The following is a 16,265-nucleotide window of genomic DNA, read 5'->3' as shown; positions in this document are numbered from 1 at the left end:
CGAGGCACCAACCGTACGACGTGTCCGAGGCCTCCACCGTCATCTCCGGGTCCGGCTCCCCCGGCCGGGGGATGATGCCCGGACGGCCGCGATCGAAACGGACCCGGCATGGCCGCGATGGCGACGAATCACCGTACGATGACGTCATGACCTCTCCGCGCCCGGATATCGCGGACGCCTCCCGCGATGGCCTCCAAGACGGCTCTGCCCGTGAGCGCATCCTGACGTCAGCGACGCGCCTCTTCCAAGAGTTCGGATACGAGGGAACCTCGATGACGCGCATCGCCCGCGCGGCATCGATGACTCCGGCAGCTATCTATTGGCACTTTCCATCCAAACAGGATGTGCTCGCCGAGGTCCTGAGTTCGCTGTACCGCCGCACCTACGACGTGCTCTCGGGAGCGATCCCGGAAGCCGATGCCGTGACCCGGATGCAGGCGTATATTCGCGCTTATGTCGAGATCCAGCTGACCGAGTTGGGCGATCACTCCAATTTCGGCTACGCCAATCTCGCCTCGTCGCTATCGCCGGAGGGCCAGGCCGCCCTCAACCAGTTCGGCCGCCCCTATCTGACCCTGCTCCGCGACATCCTCGCGCAGGGCGTCGAGGAGAAGACCTTCCGGATCGACGACATCGGTGTGACCTCCTTCGCCATCGCGACGATGTGCGAGTACGTCTTCACCTGGTTCCGCGAGCACGGCCGACTGACGCTCACGCAGGTGGCCGACCACTATGCGGAGCTGGCGCTGCGCATGGCCGGACACCCAGGCTAAGGTCGCCGAACCCCGAACTTCAGCCGTCGTCTGGTCATCACCGCCCCAATCACCCTCGAGCAGTGGATGCCCACCGAGGGGTCCACCGTTCCTGGGTCAACGAACTCACAGCCCACCGCACCACCGGCGCAGGTCACGGCGGGGTAGGTGGAGTACAGCCACGGCTGCCCACTCATCGAGGTCGATGGGATCTCGCTGGCCGCCGAGCTAGCAAACTGCTGCCCGGTGACGCGGTCACTGGGATCGAGGTCGCTGGCACCAGCACCCGCACGGCATCGATGAACGTCAACCGTGGGCCTTCCGCGGCGAGGCGACACCTCAGCAGTTGAACTCCCAAGCCGACCTCATCTGACCGCGAAACACGACAGTCTCTCGCTCGGCTTCGAAGGGGCTTCGGCGCGCTGACCGCCACTCGCGCCTAGGGACGAACCTGGCGCCGGTAATGACTCGGGGTGATGCCGTGCGCCACGGTGAAGGCTCGGGTGAAACCCGAGAATCGCGCGTATCCGACGCGGCGGGCCACGGTGCTCGGGGCATCGCCCGAAGCGAGCAATGCGCGTGCATGAGTCATGCGTAGCTCGGCACGCCACACCGGGAATGTGCTGCCGGTCTCTCGAAAGAACGCTCTTCGCAGCTCCGTCAGGCCGACACCGAGCATGGCGGCCCAGTCGCCTAAGTCTCGCGAGTCGCTCGGGTCGCGAGTGAGGGCGTCGATGACCCGGCGGGCGGGTTGCGAACCATCCCCCGCCGTCGAAGGCACGTGCCGCTGAAAGCTCGAGACGACCGCATGAGGGTCATAGCCGGCCGGACGCAGGCAGGTGAGGTTGGCGACCACATTGGACAGAAGGAAGTCCTCGGCCTCGGCGGGCAGGTGAATCACCTGTGGGGCGCGATCCGGCGGTCGCGAGTAGCCCGGCCGATGCCCCAAGGGAAGCAGGAGCGAACCTTCCGGAGCGGTGACGTGATTGCGCAGACCGGCGGGCAAGAGCATCGCATCGCCTTGCTGAAGGGTCCGCGAGGTATCGGCGATCTCGATGCGCGCCGTCCCTCGGTAGACCCAGACCACGACGTGGAAGTAGTTCACCCGTGGCCAGGTTTCGCTGGCGGGCAAGGGATGTCGGGGAACCGATGGCGGCATAGTCCCCCGGCCGGAGTGGTTCTCCTCCGGTCTGGTGAGGGTATCGACGCCTTCCATGAACCCCTCATCGGCTGAAGCCGTCGTCACATCGCTGTTCGCTGCGGTCGCACGTTGCCTGCGGTACTGACGCGGGCTGAGCCCGGCCTGCTGGCTGAAGGCTCGACTGAAACTGCTGAGCGTGCCGTAACCGCACCGTCGCGCTGTTTCAGCGACGCTGTGGCCGGAGCCGAGCAAGGCGGCCGCCGCTGCGATCCTGAGCCGGTTCCGCCATGCTCGGAAGGTTAGCCCCGTCTCGGACGTGAACTGCCGCTGCAGCGTGCGGGTGCTGATGCCTTCCCGGAGCGCAAACTCACCCAAGCCCAGCGGATGGCCGGGGTCACGCAGAAGCTCACGCGCAACCCCGCACGCGGCGGGGGAACGCGGTGACCTGGGCCATGCGATCACGGCGCTCTCAGCATCTCCCGGCTCGGGCGAGCCGGAGATCAGGTCGAGCAGTCCCGCCGAGTACGAGGTCGTTCCACGCAAGTAGCCCGCCGAACGAGCGAAATGGTAGGTGAGCCATTCGTCCCAGCCCATGGGCAGCGTCGTGGTCTTCACCCTCGCCAGGGCATCGGGCAGCTCGGACACCGGGGCCACGATCGGGATTGCCACGGTGCCCGGATCAGTCCGAACGGTCATCGGCAGGCCCGGTGGCACCCAGATGATGCGGCCCGCAGGAAGCGAGTAGTCGAGTCCCGCGATATCCACCTGCGCGCTGCCAGTACGTGTCCAGAGAAGAACCGCGTCCCCATCGCCGGCGACCGGTTCCGCACGGGCTGCAGGCACCGCCGGCACGACACCACTCGCAAGTAGCGTGTGCCATCCCACATCAGCGGATCCTTCATGGCAAGAATTTGTCATCTCGTGCACACCATAGCCGGTAAGGAGAGGCTAACTTTGTTCGAGGTTCGGGGACGCCATCGGGCGCCACGGACCACGCATGCCGATGCTTCGGCGGCCACCCGATCGTCATCTCGTATCCGCGAAGGAGGGGTACCTGTGCCTGCCCGCAGTCGGCCTACGACCGTCTACCCGATCGCCATCCGTGAGGTCGAGGTCGCCCGGACCGTCGACCTCACCCCTGGCCTTCGTCGGATCACCTTGACCGGCACCCAGTTGCAGTCATTCACCGATGCTCAGCAGCGCACGTGGCCGGCCTTCACGAGTACCGGCTTCGACGACGACATCCGGTTGATCTTCCCCTACCCGGGTGAGCAGGAACCGGTCATGCCGATCTTGCACGACGGTGGAATCAAACTACCTGAAGGCCGCAGGCCCATCTGGCGGGTCTATACCGTACGCCGGTATGACCCGGTCAGCGGCGAACTGGATGTCGAATTCGTCAAGCACGGCGTGGGCATCGCCACCACGTGGGCCTATCGGGCCAAGCAGGGTGATCGGGTGCACATCGCCGGGCCATCGGTCTCGCGGGGGCTGCCGACGGACATGGACCAGCTGCTGCTGGTCGGCGATGAGACAGCGCTGCCGGCGATCGCACGCCTGCTCGAAGAGGCCCCCGAGGGCCTGCGCGCGGATGTTCTCATCGAGATCGCCCGCAGCGAGCATCGCCTTGAGCTGAAGGAGCATCCGGGCGTGAGAACGACGTGGCTCGTCCGCGATGCAGACGCCGAGTCCTGTTCGCTGATCGATGCGGTGCGCCAGGCCACCGAAGCGCCGGGCTGGAGGGGTGAGACGACGACCGCGTGGTTGGCTGGCGAGCAGTCCGTCGTGCGCGAGCTACGGCGACTGCTGCTCGCCGCGGGCGTGGACAAGCGTCAGATCGACTTCACCGGGTACTGGAAACGCGGAGAGGTCGCGACGCTGGAAACCGACCCGGAAGTAACCGACGAAGCACGCAACGAGGACGCCTTCGCGACGTTCCACGATCAGGCCGAGATCCTGCCTTCCCTGGCGATCAGAGTTGCCGCCACCATCGGGCTGGGCGAATTGATCGCCGAGGGCATCGACGATCCGGACCGGCTTGCCAGGCGGACCGCGACCGACGCCCGCGCCTTGGGCAAGCTGCTGCGCTATCTGGCCGCGATCGGCCTGCTCGAAGGTCGTCGAGACAACGGGGGCACGCCGCACTACTCACTGACCCACACCGGTCACTACCTGACCGAAGAACTGGCGCTGGAGGTTCTGCACCGTGACGGCGTCTACGCGCGGCAGGCCTTGGCTCTCTTCGGGCTCGAGCACTCCGTACGCACGGGTCAAGCCGCCTACGCCACCGTCACCGGACGCGAGTACGCCGATCTGCGCGCCGATCCCGACTATGCTTCGCGACTGCTGGAGCAGACCGCGCAGTACGCCGACTATGTCGTCGCGCCCCTGATCGAAGCCAGCGCCTTGCACGACATCAGACACCTCGTCATCCACGCCGACGCCGCCGTACCAGCTGCTGCGGCGATCATCGACCGACACCCCGATACCTCCGTCACCATCATCACGCCACCGTCAGACGCCGCGTGGACAGGGGCCGAGATGAGCCGCCGCATTCCCGACCCGCGCCTGCGGCAACGAGTCGAGATCCTGGTGCAGACGATCGCCGAGCCCGTTCCCGCCGCCGACGCGATCCTCTTCGGCACGGTCCTCGCCGCCTTCCATGATCCCGAGGCGGTCCACATATTGCGCCGATCGGCGCAGTACCTCAGCGACGACGGGCGCATCCTGCTACTCGAAGACACCATCCACGACACCGAACTCGACGAGCATCACGCCGAGGCCGACCTTCTCGACCTCACCCTCCACGGCACGGGCAGGCGCACCGATGCCGAACTGGAAGCCATCATCGTCGCGGCCGGACTGCGCACCGCCACCACGGAAACCATCGGCTGGGGTCATACCCTGCGCACTCTGGCCCCCGCATGACTATCTCTCCCCAGCGGTATCCGGCCGCCATCAACCAACAGCAAAGGACGACATGAGAACCCCCACCCACATCCGATCCCTCGTCGCCTCCGCGCTCACGGGAGCGCTTCTACTCTCTGCGTGCGGAGGTGACGCCGACTCCGACGACGGTTCGGCCTCGGAGCCCGGCTCCTCGGACACGGCCTTCCCCGCGACCGTCGAGGGCATCTACGGCGATGTCACCATCGAGGAACGCCCCGAACGGGTCGTGGCCCTGAACCCGCACCACGCTGAGATGCTCGATGCGCTCGGTGTCCAGCCGGTCGCGGTCGGGGCCGACGAGCAGCAGATCGAGGCCACCACGCCGTGGCTGGTGGACGTGTTCGAGACTGTTGATGGTTCCCTCTTCGAGAACAATGAGACCAATCTGGAGCAGGTGGCCAGCTACGATCCAGACTTGATCGTGGGCTATGGCTCGTACCAGTTGCTGGAGGAGATCTACGGACAGGCTCAGGACATCGCGACCACATTCCCCGGGTTGGCCGAGGGGGCGCCCAACCCGCCATGGCAGGAGACGCTGCGTGCGCTGGCGATGTTGACCGGAACCGATGCCGAGCCGGTGATCGATGAGGTCGACGCGGCCTGCGAAGAAGCACGCGAGGCCATTCCGCAGTGGCAGGGACGCACCTACCAGCTCGTCGGCACGGTCGCAGAGAACATCAAGTGGGGCAACGGCACGGCTCTGGAGTGCTTCGGTCTGGTACCCGCCGGCAACCAGAACAACGACAATGACGGCAGTGGGATCTCCTATGAGAACCTCGACGAATTGGACGCCGACGTCCTCGTGATCTGGGACGCCGTCGATCGTGAGGAACAGATCACCGCCGACCCACGCTATGCCTCCTTGCCGTCCGTGGCCAATGAATCGGTCGTGTGGCTGCCGGCCGCTTCGCCGATCGCCTATGCGACCAACTCCGTCGGCGGACCTCGCACCTTCGAGTTCCTGATCGACGAGCTTCTCCCATCGCTGGAAAGCACGACGCCTGCGTCGTGACGACCTCTCGTCTCGCGCGCCGGCCCACACCCCCGCGCGTCGCACTGCCTGCCTCCGAGGGGCGGGTAGTGCGACGTCGGGTATGGGGCGCGGTGACGTTCACCGGTCTTCTGGCGTGCGCTGCCGTGTTGAGCCTGGCGGTGGGGGCGAAGGCGATCTCGCTACCGGAGTTGTGGGACGTGCTGCGCGGGACGGGAGGTGAGGGAGCCACATATGTCGTCTCGGAGCTGCGTCTACCGCGGACGATCACCGGGCTGGCCGTCGGGGCGGCACTAGGGACTGCAGGGGCGTTGATCCAGGCTTTCAGCCGTAATCCACTCGCGGACCCGGGGATCCTCGGAGTAAACGCCGGGGCGGCGTTCTTCGTGGTTCTCGGCATCGGCTATTTCGGTGCGACCTCGATCGATGGATACCTGTGGTTCGCGCTGGTGGGAGCTCTGGCCACGACATTGGTGGTCTACACGATCGGCACCGCCGGCCGGGGAGGCGCCGATCCGGTACGACTCGTCCTCGGAGGTGTCGCGATCGCGGCCGTACTGACCGGGATCACCACGGCGCTGATGCTCTTGGACCCCTCCACATTCGACGCCATGCGGTCATGGAATGCCGGAAGCTTGACCGGCCGTGGGATGGACGTCATCAGCACGGTCGCACCGTTCTTGGTCGTCGGGGCACTCATGGCGGCACTGGTCGCGAGCCCGCTCAATGCCGTCGCGCTCGGCGACGAGCTCGCGACGGGCTTGGGTGCGAGCGTGCACCGGACCCGGCTGGGGGCGGTGTTCGCGGTGACGCTGCTGGCCGGCAGCGCCACCGCGGTCGCGGGGCCGATCGGTTTCCTCGGGCTGATGGCCCCCCACATCGCCCGATGGATCACCGGGCCCAGTCAGCCGTGGATCATCGTCTACTCCGCGCTCATCGCTCCCGTCATCCTCCTGACATCCGATGTGATCGCGCGGGTGATCCTTCCATCCGGCGAGGTGCCGGTCGGGGTGCTGACTGCATTCGTCGGCGCGCCGGTGCTCATCGCCCTGGTGCGCAGGCCGAAGGCCAGCGGCCTGTGAACAGCCCAGCATCGATGATCGACTTCGGGCGCCGGACCTGGCGTATACGCCGTGGACCAGTCGCGGTCCACGGGGCCCTGCGGACGGTAGTCGTCTGCCTCGGTCTGCTGCTGGTCACTTGCGCGGTAGGTGTGGCCGGAGTCGTGACCGGCGATCTCGACTTCACCATCGCGGAGGTGTGGAGAGCACTGCGCGACCCGGATGCGGGCTTCGACCGCGTCGTCATCCTGGAGTGGCGCGTGCCTCGCGTGACCGCCGCGATCGTCTTCGGTGCCGCGCTCGGCGCCTCCGGTGCCGTCTTCCAGGCCCTGACCCGCAATCCACTGGCGAGTCCCGATGTCATCGGTCTCTCGGCGGGCTCCCACACGGGGGGACTCGTGGCGATCATCCTGCTCGGCGGCACCTACTCCGCCATCGCCGGTGGCGCGCTCATCGGTGGAGTACTCACTGCGGTAGCCATCTATCTGCTCGCCTACCGCCGGGGTGTGCAGGGCTTCCGGCTCATCGTGGTCGGCATCGGTGTATCCGCCATGCTGACCGCCGCGAACACCTATCTGATCTTGCGTGCCGAGCTCGACCTCGCGATGAGTGCAGCAGCCTGGGGAGCCGGGTCGCTCAACGGCACCAATTGGGAACAGGTACTGATCGGTGGCGGCGTTATCGTCGTGCTCCTGACGGTGCTCACCGTATTCGCTCCGGCACTGAGTCAGCTCGGTCTCGGCGACGAGGCGGCAGCGGCCTCGGGGGTCACGGTGGAACGCACGAGGCTGACTCTGGTGGTTCTCGGTGTCGCTCCAGTCGCGGTGGTGACTGCTGCCGCGGGTCCCATCGCATTCGTCGCCCTCGCTGCTCCGCAGATCGCCCGTCGGCTCGCTCGAACCGCAGGGGTGACCATCACCCCGGCCGCGTTCACCGGAGCTTTTCTCCTCCTTGCCGCCGACTACGCAGCCCAGCACCTTCTACCCGTCACCTTGCCGGTCGGGCTGGTCACCGTCGTCATCGGCGGTGGCTACCTGGTCTGGCTGCTCGTTGCCGAGGCACGGCGACGTCTGTGAAAGGAAGACGAAACATGCCCCCTGAGTCGGACCCTCGCCCACCGGGCGCCGCCGGCAGCCCTGCCGTGAATACCGCCGCTCGCCGCGGCCGCCTTTGTGTCGAGGACGCGACCATCGGCTACGACAAGCGCATCATCATCGAGAACCTCTCGGTCCAGATCCCCGATCACTCGTTCACGGTGATCGTGGGACCCAATGCATGCGGCAAATCCACTCTGCTGCGCGGCCTGTCGCGTCTCCTCAAACCCAGCGACGGACAGGTGGTCCTGGACGGAGCGGACATCCACTCCTATAAGGCCAAGGAGGTCGCTCGTCGGATCGGGCTGTTGCCGCAGAACTCGATCGCGCCCGACGGTATCACCGTCGCCGATCTGGTGGCCCGAGGGCGGTTCCCCCACCAGGGACTGCTTCGGCAGTGGACCGAGAAGGACGAACAGGCCGTGGCCGAGGCGATGGAGGCCACGGGCGTCACGGATCTATCGGGGCGTCTCGTCGACGAATTGTCGGGCGGTCAGCGCCAGCGTGTGTGGGTGTCGATGGCATTGGCGCAGCGGACCGACATCCTGCTACTCGATGAGCCGACCACGTTCCTCGACATCACCCACCAGATCGAGCTTCTCGAGCTGTTCACCGATCTCCATCTGGCCGGACGGACCCTCGTGGCGGTCTTGCACGACCTCAACCACGCCGCGCGGTATGGAACACATCTGATCGCGATGAAGAACGGTGCCATCGTTGCACAAGGTCCGCCAGCCGATATCGTGACCGCCGACCTGGTCGAGGAGGTCTTCGACCTCACGTGCGTCGTGGTACCTGACCCCGTTTCGGGCTCGCCATCGGTGGCACCCCTCGGACGGATCCGGTGAGCATGTCCGCGGCGCTATCAGCGATTGATATCGGCGATCCTGGCCGGGTTTCCGGTAGATGATCCGGTGACGAACCCGAGCCGGTTGACCCCTTTGCGCGGCGAGCGTACCTGCCCGGGTGCGTAGGGCCGTCGCGAGTAACCCGAGCCGGTCCACCGGGCGCGTCTTGATCGTGCGCACCGCGCGGCCGTTGATGACCGTGAGCCACTGGCTGAACCGGGTGTTGAAGTCAGCCGGGGACTCGACCTCGCGGCTGAGCACGAAGGATGTCTCGTCGTTACGGCCTTATTCTCCGTTGTCGAAAAACACGCCCGCCAGCAGCGAGACGACTGTCGGCGACGTGCCCGACAGAGAAGATGCGTATCGCTCTGGAATCATCGAGGATTCTCAGGCCACCATCGTCTCCGGCACGTCGGAACGCATGGAGGCACCCGCCCCAGCGAGGCATCGCGGCACCAACGCTCCTCGTCTCGCGCGAGGCAAGCACCGAGATCAGCGCCAGGACAGACAAATCGTTACTCGCGAGCACGCACGTCCAACACCGCAAACTTCAGATGTCGACCCATGCGCACCCCGCTCGACCGCTACCGTCGATGAGCACCCGGACCACACGCCCGAAACAGGAAGGTTCGCGCGAGGGCGCTGAAATCCCCAAAAAAACCGGCCCGGGGAACCTTGATTTCCCGGGCCCTGATTCGTAGCGGGGGCAGGATTTGAACCTGCGACCTCTGGCTCGAACAGGCGTTCGTCCGGTTGCTACTGATCGTCTTCGGTCGGCTTGGGTTGCCACGAGCTACACGGCGACCGGCTGGCAGCCGATGGGTCGAGTCTACCGGTTGCTGGTGGTTGTCTCGGCCTTGATCGGGATCAACGTGGTGGGTTTCCGATGGCCTCAGCCGTCAACGGGCTCGAGCGCGTCTCGGAGTGAGATGCGCGCGGCCTCAAGGTCGAAGACGGCCGGGTGCCAGCCGAGCGGGAGCCATTCCTTTGCGTGCTGGGCGTTCTCGAACTGCTCGGGCAGCAAGGTCTTGTCGTACCCACTCTCGACCCATCGGGCGACGCCGTCGTAGCCCCATGGGCCGCCGACATCCTCGGGCGGGCAAGCCCGGCGGCCGGTGACGAGTTCGATGTCTTCGGGAGGCTCGGGAAGGACGGCTTCGACCTTGACGACGTGCTCCCAACCGTCACCGAAGTCGTAGTCGTACCAGAGCCTGACCCCTTTCGCGGCCACCACCTGGTCGAGGCGGACGTCGTCCTCCAAGACTCCTTCGTCCCCTTCGGACAGGTCGAACTCGGTGATGAAGTGCGGCGAGTAGGGGTCGTTGCCCGTGCGGAACCGGTGCAGGTGGCTGTTGGTCCACCCCATCGCTTCGTTGAGTACGGCGTGCACGCAGTCGAGGGTCAGGTCGCCGGGCAAAATCAGGCGGCGCCAGATCGGTGGCTTCACACCGAGCAGGTCGATCCGGACCTGGAATCCCCGCACTTTGTGCGGTTTGCGCAGCAGGGTCGGCGGCTTGGGCTGGCTCAGCTCGAAGAACATGTCGATGGGGTCTCGACCCAGCAGGCTGTCGAGGAGTTCGCGTTGTTCGGCCGGCGACATGGAAGACACCAGCCGGAGTACGGCGTCCTGGGTCTCGTCAGTGGGCACGACACGAGTCAAGCACAGCGGGGAATCACATGCGACCAGGCTGAGGAGCATTGCTCTCAGCGGGCTGCGTCGAGGATCTCGGCTCGCAGTTGCCGGAGCTCCGCGAGAGGCCCTTCCCTGCCAGCGACAGCGAGTGTCGCTTCGGCCTGATCGAGGGCGGCAAGCACGCCCTCGACATCGACGCCATCAAGCGTGCGTTGCGCGTCCGCTGCGTCGAGCAGCTCATCCGCACCCGCCGAGGTCGGCGACTCGATGCGGGCGATCTCTGCGGCGTTGGCGTCGTACAGGGTGATCGCGGTCAGGACGTCGGCTTCGGCGACGGCTCGCAGGGACGACGGCAGAGCGTTGTAGGCCCGATCGTGAGCCTCACGCAAGGTGTAGCGGCCGTGCCCAGCATCGGCGATCTGCCCAGCATAGCGGCGGAAGATCCGCTGCCGGGAGACGAACTCGTGGACGGCCATGACGTGGAGCTCCGGCGCGTAGCCGTGACCGATGGCATGGCGGGCTGACCCGAGGGTGACATCGGGGTTGCGCAGCGTGCCTTCGAGCACGATGTGGCTGCGGACCGTGATCGCGTGGTCGATCGACATCTCGACCCAGCGGGCGCTGTCCCGGTCGGTGTAGAACGCCGCGTTCTCGTCGTCGGTCTCCAACAGGTCGGCGTACGCCGGGTGATAGCCGCGGAACTCGTCACCGATGATGACCGCGACGCTGTCTGCTCCGCTCTGGAGGAGAAGGGCGTCGATGACCTTCTGCTGGCTGGCGGACTTGCCGGCTCCAGGCTGGCCGCCGAAGAAGTGCACGGTGGGCTGGTCGACGCCGACGAGGTGCGCGAAGCGCCGGCCCGCGATGGCGACGTCGAAGATCCTCCGGCTCACGCCGGGGTCGAGAAGGTGAAACTCGGAATCGCGTTCGGTCACGAGGCCACGGCGCCGGTGGCGTCGTGGGAGTGCATGGCGCGAAGTGCACGGACGAACTTGGCGGCCAGGGCAACACTGTCGGCGTTGTCCGGCCGCAGCACGGAACGAGCGGACTCCAACTCATCGATCACACTGAGGTAGGCCGCTGCGGCCGGGGTGTCGAGCCCGTGCTCGTGGGCGCGGGCGAACTGCCAGGCAATCTCGTTGGTGATGGCCTCGCTGACAACCTCGAAGTCGATACCGACGGCGTACGTCGGCGAGAACTGCAACCGGCTCATGTCCGTCCTTTCCTCACCTCTGATTCTCGCACGCCAGGCCTGAACCGCCCGGAACCTCACCGTGATTCGGCGATCCGCGTGGCCTGCTCACCACGCATCACTCTCACGCTGCGCATCGAGCCAATCGCGGACATCCGACAATGCGAACCGCAGATGCTTGCCGAGCTTGAAGGCTCGCGGCGCCTTGCCGGACAGCCGCCAGTCGTAGATGGTCTGCACGGGGACCCCGAGGTACCCGGCGAGTTCCTCGACCCCGATCAGGGGCTCCAGCCCCAGTTCTGTGGTATTCATGGCAGGCAGGTGCTCAAGCCGTACCGAACAGCCCGGAAGCGACCGGATCGAACGGCGCTGCACCTGCGCGGGGAGCGCGGCGCACCTGCTCAATGTGATGGGTAAACGATGGGATCGCATGTCGCCCCCAAAGCGAAAGTCCAGGGCAACCATGGGCTGACCTGGACTTTCTTCGTAGCGGGGGCAGGATTTGAACCTGCGACCTCTGGGTTATGAGCCCAGCGAGCTACCGAACTGCTCCACCCCGCGTTGCTGAAGACAACTCTACAGGACCGCCTCAACGTCCCAGCGCCGGGGTGGGGCCTTGTCAGACCCTCGTTCAGTAGTCTCGACACATGAGCGAGGAACGCGCGATCACGGCACTGGAGAAGGCCGGAATCGACTACACCGTCACCCGCCACGGGCCAGTCGGATCACTCGCCGAAGCCGCCCGCGCCCGCGGGGTCGAGCCCCGATCGATCATCAAGACCCTCGTGATCCGCCGGTCCGATGACGACTTCCTGTTCGTGCTCGTCCCCGGTGATCGACAGATCAGCTGGCCCAAGCTGCGCTCGCTCCTCGGCGTCTCACGACTCTCGATGCCCGACAAGGACATCGCCCGCGACGCGACCGGCTACGAGCGGGGCACCATCACCCCGTTCGGTTCCATCCGCCCGTGGCCGGTCATCGCGGACGAGCACGTGACCGGCACGGTGTCGATCGGCGCCGGTGCCCACGGGGTCGCTGCCACCGTGGACGCCGGCGCGATGATCGACATGCTCGGCGCTCAGGTCGCCGACGTCACCGAACCGCTCTGACGCCGACGCGCTACCCGGTCGCGCAGTCGCTCGACGAGCAGATACAGCACCGGCACCAGCACCAGCGTCAGCAAGGTCGACGTCACCAAACCACCGATCACCACGATCGCCAACGGCTGGGAGATGAAGGCGCTGCCGCCGGTCAAGCCGAAGGCCATCGGGGTCAGGGCACCGATCGTCGCCAGCGAGGTCATGAGGATCGGACGTAGACGGTGCCGTGCGCCCTCCTCCACCGCCGCCCGCGCGTCGAGTCCACGCTCGCGATACTGATTGACGAGGTCGATCAGCACGATCGCATTCGTCACGACGATGCCGATCAGCATCAGCATCCCGATGAGCGAGGGCACGCCCAAGGGGATGCCGGTCGCCACGAGCAGGCCGATGGACCCGGTCGCCGCGAACGGGATCGAGACGAGCAGGATGAGCGGTTGGACCAGAGAGCGGAACGTGCCCACCATGATCAGATAGACGATCAGAACAGCGAGCAACAGCGCCAGCCCGAGTTGTGCGAAGGCCTCGTCCTGATCGGCTGCCACGCCGCCGATCGTCGCCTCGGCGCCCCCGGGGAGATCCAGCCCGTCGACCGCCGACTGGAGGGCCGAGGTCACCGAGCCGAGATCATCGCTTTCCGGCGTCGTCGACACGGTGATCGAGCGATCCCCGTTCAGGCGCGTCACCGTCGTCGGGACCAGCACCTCCTCGACGATCGCGATCTGCCCGAGCGTGACACCGTCCGCCAGCGGAGTTTGACGCAGCGCATCGATCCCCTGGGGCGCCTCCCCCAAGGCGAGCACGGCATCGCGGCGCTCACCGTCGAGGACCACCGTGCCGAGCGGCACAGGCTGCAGCGCGCTCGCCACGATGCCGGCCAGCGCCGACTCGTCGAGCCCTGCCTGCGCGGCGGCGGCCTGATCGAGGGTCACCGACACGATCGGCTGCTCCCCCGATGCATTCGACGTGACATCCTGGGCGCCGTCGATGTCCTGGACGGCCTCCAGCACCTGGTTGCCCGCTTCTTCGAGTGCCTCCGGGTCATCGGCCGTGACCACGACGTCCAGACTCGACCCGAAGCCACCACTGGTATCGAGGTTCACCCGGCCGACATCCTCGAGGCCGTCGATCGCATCACGGATCCGGCCCTGCACCGCCTCCTGATCGGCGTCCTCATCCGTGGTCACCGAGAACGAGGCATCGCTCGATCCGGCGATCGCCATGATGCCCTCGCCGCTGCCGACAGTCGTCTGCACCGTCTCCACCCCGTCGACCCCGGCCAACGCCTCCTCGACCTTGGTCGCCGCCTCATCCTGTCGCGCCAACGAGGCACCGGAGTCGAGCTCCTGCGTGATCGCGACCGTGTTCTCGCCCGTATCTCCGAGGAAGTTCGTCTTCATCAACGGGCTCAGCGCCACAGTGCCCGCGAGGATCGCCAGAGCGACGACGAGGGTGATAACCGGATGCGCATTCGTGCGGTGCAGCACCGGGAGGTAGAGCCGCTGCAGGAATCCGTCGCGCTCCTCATCCTCGATCTCCTCCATCGTCTTCGGCTGCTCGACCGGCTTGAGGAACCAACCCGCGATGACCGGCACGATCGTCAGCGCGACCACGAGCGAGGCGAGCAGGGCGAGCGAGACGGTCAACGCGAAGGGCCGGAACAACTCGCCCACCTGACCGCCCACCACGGCGATCGGCAGGAACACGGCCGCCGTGGCGAGGGTGGCCGACGTGATCGCCCCGGCCACCTCCTTCACTCCGGTCACGATCGCCTCGGCCTTCGCCGTGCCATAGGACAGGTGACGTTTGATGTTCTCGATGACGACGATCGAGTCGTCCACCACACGGCCGATCGCCACGGTCAGCGCGCCGAGGGTGAGGATATTGAGCGAGTAGCCGCCGACATACAGCCCGATGAAGGCCAACAGCAGCGACAACGGGATCGAGACCGCCGTGACGAGGGTCGAGCGCAGCGACAACAGGAAGATCAAGATGACCACGATCGCGAACACCAGGCCGAGCGCGCCCTCGACCGTGAGATCCTCGACGGATTTCTCGATGAACGGCGCCTGATCGAAGACCACGTCGATACTCGCCCCGTTGCCCACGGCGCTCTCGAGATCACCGAAGACGTCCTGCACCTGGTGCGAGATGTCGACCGTATTGCCGTCCGGGGTCTTGGTGATGCCGATCGAGATGCTCGGGCGGCCGTCGGTGCGCGAGATCGAGGAGGCCGCGGCATCGTCGATCAACACGTCCGCGACCTGTCCAAGGGCGGTCGGCTGCTGCGCACCCACCATCGGCAGTGCCGTGAGGTCCTCGACGCCGCCGAACTGGGTGCCGACCTGCACCGTCAGCGTCGAGTCACCCTCGGTGAGCGTGCCGGCCGGCACCAGTCCCCCGTTGTTCTCCAATGTGGTCCCGATCGACTGCGTGTCCAACCCCGCCGCCGCGAGCGCCGCCTGATCCGGGACGATCCGCACCTGCTGTGTCGGAGCTCCCGAAACCGTCACCTCCCGCACGCCGTCCAGATCGGACAGGACGGGCACGACCTCGTCCTGGACACTGGCCGACAGCGTCGCCAGATCATCATCGCTCGCGACGGACAGCTGGATCACCGGGAAATCGTCGACGCTCCCAGCGAAGACCTCGGGTGTCACGTCGTCGGGGAGACCGGCCGCCGGGCCGTTCAGGCGGTTGGTGAGGTCCTGACGCGCCTGTCCGAGATCCGTGCCGTAGTCGAGCTCGACCAGCACGGTCGAGACACCACTGCTGGACGTGGCATTGGTACCGGCCACGCCGCTGATCGCGCGGACGGCCGTCTCCACCGGCTCGGTGATCTGCTGGTCGACCACCTCGGGAGAGGAACCCGGATCGGTCGTCACGACCGCCATCACCGGGAGCTCCAAGGACGGGATAAGCTCCAACTTGAGGCTCGTGAGCGATACGAAACCGAAGATCGCTACGATGACGGTCGACAGGCCCACGAAGGCGCGATTGCGCAGACTGAACCGAGCGAGAGAAGACACGGAACTCCTAAACTAGTTAGCGTTAGGCTAACTATAACAGGAGCGATCAATGACTGAGCGCGACGACCTGGTAAGTACGCTGGCCGCCGACCAGTTCGCGGTCGCGATGTTCCTGCTTCGTCGCGAGGACACCGACCGCGGCATCCCGAGCCAACAGCTCAACACCCTCTTCGTGATCCGGGCCCTTGGGAGCCCCACCGCCCAGGACATCGCCGTCAGACTCGGTGTCAGTGCCGCGACCGTCTCGGGCCTGCTGCGTCGGCTGTCCGATCGCGGCTACATCGAACGACGCGTCTCCCCCGCCGACGGACGCGCGCGGATCCTCGTGGTGACGGACGAGGGTGAGCGTCTCCTGCAGGAGACGCTCACCCTCGCGCACGATGCCAATCGCGACCTGTTCGATCGACTCGACCTCGACGACCTTCGGGCGCTCGTGCGTGGCACCGGCGCGCTACGCCGCGTCGCCGATGAGCTC

Annotated in this window: 14 protein-coding genes and 1 tRNA gene; 8 read left to right on the top strand and 7 right to left on the bottom strand. The window is 66.4% G+C overall.

The genetic code is table 11. The features are described from left to right. The first annotated feature begins 146 nt into the window (after window positions 1-146). Window positions 147-773 (top strand): TetR/AcrR family transcriptional regulator, encoded by a 627-nt coding sequence (locus BHE97_RS04670; RefSeq protein ID WP_170931263.1) that lies wholly within the window; start codon window positions 147-149, stop codon window positions 771-773. 418 nt (window positions 774-1,191) lie between these two features. Here the strand turns inward: BHE97_RS04670 and BHE97_RS19705 are convergent, their stop codons facing one another. After that, the gene (locus tag BHE97_RS19705) at window positions 1,192-2,736 is read right to left on the bottom strand and encodes a helix-turn-helix domain-containing protein (protein ID WP_170931262.1); all 1,545 of its coding nucleotides are present in this window, start codon (window positions 2,734-2,736) and stop codon (window positions 1,192-1,194) included. 213 nt (window positions 2,737-2,949) lie between these two features. Here BHE97_RS19705 and BHE97_RS04655 point away from each other — a divergent pair, with 213 nt between their 5' ends. From BHE97_RS04655 to BHE97_RS04635, 5 genes are all read left to right on the top strand, one after another. Next, window positions 2,950-4,821 carry a siderophore-interacting protein gene (locus tag BHE97_RS04655; RefSeq protein ID WP_236757523.1) on the top strand — a complete coding sequence of 624 codons (1,872 nt, stop codon included), beginning with the start codon at window positions 2,950-2,952 and terminating at the stop codon, window positions 4,819-4,821. Between the two features lie 52 nt (window positions 4,822-4,873). Then, window positions 4,874-5,854 carry an ABC transporter substrate-binding protein gene (locus tag BHE97_RS04650; RefSeq protein ID WP_170931261.1) on the top strand — a complete coding sequence of 327 codons (981 nt, stop codon included), beginning with the start codon at window positions 4,874-4,876 and terminating at the stop codon, window positions 5,852-5,854. Window positions 5,855-5,922: 68 nt separating this feature from the next. Next, complete coding sequence (locus BHE97_RS04645; RefSeq protein WP_236757522.1) at window positions 5,923-6,915, top strand: iron chelate uptake ABC transporter family permease subunit; 993 nt, start codon at window positions 5,923-5,925, stop codon at window positions 6,913-6,915. Beyond that, complete coding sequence (locus BHE97_RS04640; protein WP_236757521.1) at window positions 6,912-7,970, top strand: iron chelate uptake ABC transporter family permease subunit; 1,059 nt, start codon at window positions 6,912-6,914, stop codon at window positions 7,968-7,970. The genes BHE97_RS04645 and BHE97_RS04640 overlap by 4 nt, the downstream gene beginning before the upstream one ends. A gap of 14 nt (window positions 7,971-7,984) precedes the next feature. Further along, a complete protein-coding gene (locus tag BHE97_RS04635; RefSeq protein WP_087622862.1) occupies window positions 7,985-8,836 on the top strand; it encodes an ABC transporter ATP-binding protein in 852 nt (283 codons plus the stop codon). An 892-nt stretch (window positions 8,837-9,728) separates the two neighbouring features. Here BHE97_RS04635 and BHE97_RS04630 read toward each other — a convergent pair. From BHE97_RS04630 to BHE97_RS04610, 5 genes are all read right to left on the bottom strand, one after another. After that, window positions 9,729-10,484 carry a plasmid pRiA4b ORF-3 family protein gene (locus BHE97_RS04630; RefSeq protein ID WP_201791312.1) on the bottom strand — a complete coding sequence of 252 codons (756 nt, stop codon included), beginning with the start codon at window positions 10,482-10,484 and terminating at the stop codon, window positions 9,729-9,731. A gap of 56 nt (window positions 10,485-10,540) precedes the next feature. Then, window positions 10,541-11,404: a zeta toxin family protein gene (locus BHE97_RS04625; protein ID WP_087622860.1), complete on the bottom strand. Its 864-nt coding sequence runs from the start codon at window positions 11,402-11,404 to the stop codon at window positions 10,541-10,543. Next, window positions 11,401-11,682, bottom strand: a complete 282-nt coding sequence (locus BHE97_RS04620) for a hypothetical protein (protein WP_087622859.1) — start codon at window positions 11,680-11,682, stop codon at window positions 11,401-11,403. The genes BHE97_RS04625 and BHE97_RS04620 overlap by 4 nt, the downstream gene beginning before the upstream one ends. A gap of 87 nt (window positions 11,683-11,769) precedes the next feature. Beyond that, window positions 11,770-11,973 carry a helix-turn-helix domain-containing protein gene (locus BHE97_RS04615; protein ID WP_087622858.1) on the bottom strand — a complete coding sequence of 68 codons (204 nt, stop codon included), beginning with the start codon at window positions 11,971-11,973 and terminating at the stop codon, window positions 11,770-11,772. 175 nt (window positions 11,974-12,148) lie between these two features. Then, window positions 12,149-12,222: transfer RNA gene (locus tag BHE97_RS04610), tRNA-Met, on the bottom strand. 86 nt (window positions 12,223-12,308) lie between these two features. On the opposite strand from BHE97_RS04610, the gene BHE97_RS04605 reads away from it, so the two are divergent. Further along, complete coding sequence (locus tag BHE97_RS04605; protein ID WP_087622857.1) at window positions 12,309-12,770, top strand: YbaK/EbsC family protein; 462 nt, start codon at window positions 12,309-12,311, stop codon at window positions 12,768-12,770. Here BHE97_RS04605 and BHE97_RS04600 read toward each other — a convergent pair. Next, the gene (locus BHE97_RS04600; protein ID WP_087622856.1) at window positions 12,740-15,790 is read right to left on the bottom strand and encodes an efflux RND transporter permease subunit; all 3,051 of its coding nucleotides are present in this window, start codon (window positions 15,788-15,790) and stop codon (window positions 12,740-12,742) included. The genes BHE97_RS04605 and BHE97_RS04600 overlap by 31 nt on opposite strands. Window positions 15,791-15,839: 49 nt before the next feature. On the opposite strand from BHE97_RS04600, the gene BHE97_RS04595 reads away from it, so the two are divergent. Further along, window positions 15,840-16,265 (top strand): MarR family transcriptional regulator (locus BHE97_RS04595; RefSeq protein ID WP_087622855.1); only part of this gene is annotated, 426 nt, incomplete at its 3' end.

Source organism: Aeromicrobium sp. PE09-221 (genome assembly GCF_002174305.1).
GTDB lineage: Bacteria > Actinomycetota > Actinomycetes > Propionibacteriales > Nocardioidaceae > Aeromicrobium.
The sequence above is the reverse complement of the archived record's forward strand: the minus strand, read 5'-3'. Positions and strand labels throughout refer to the sequence as shown.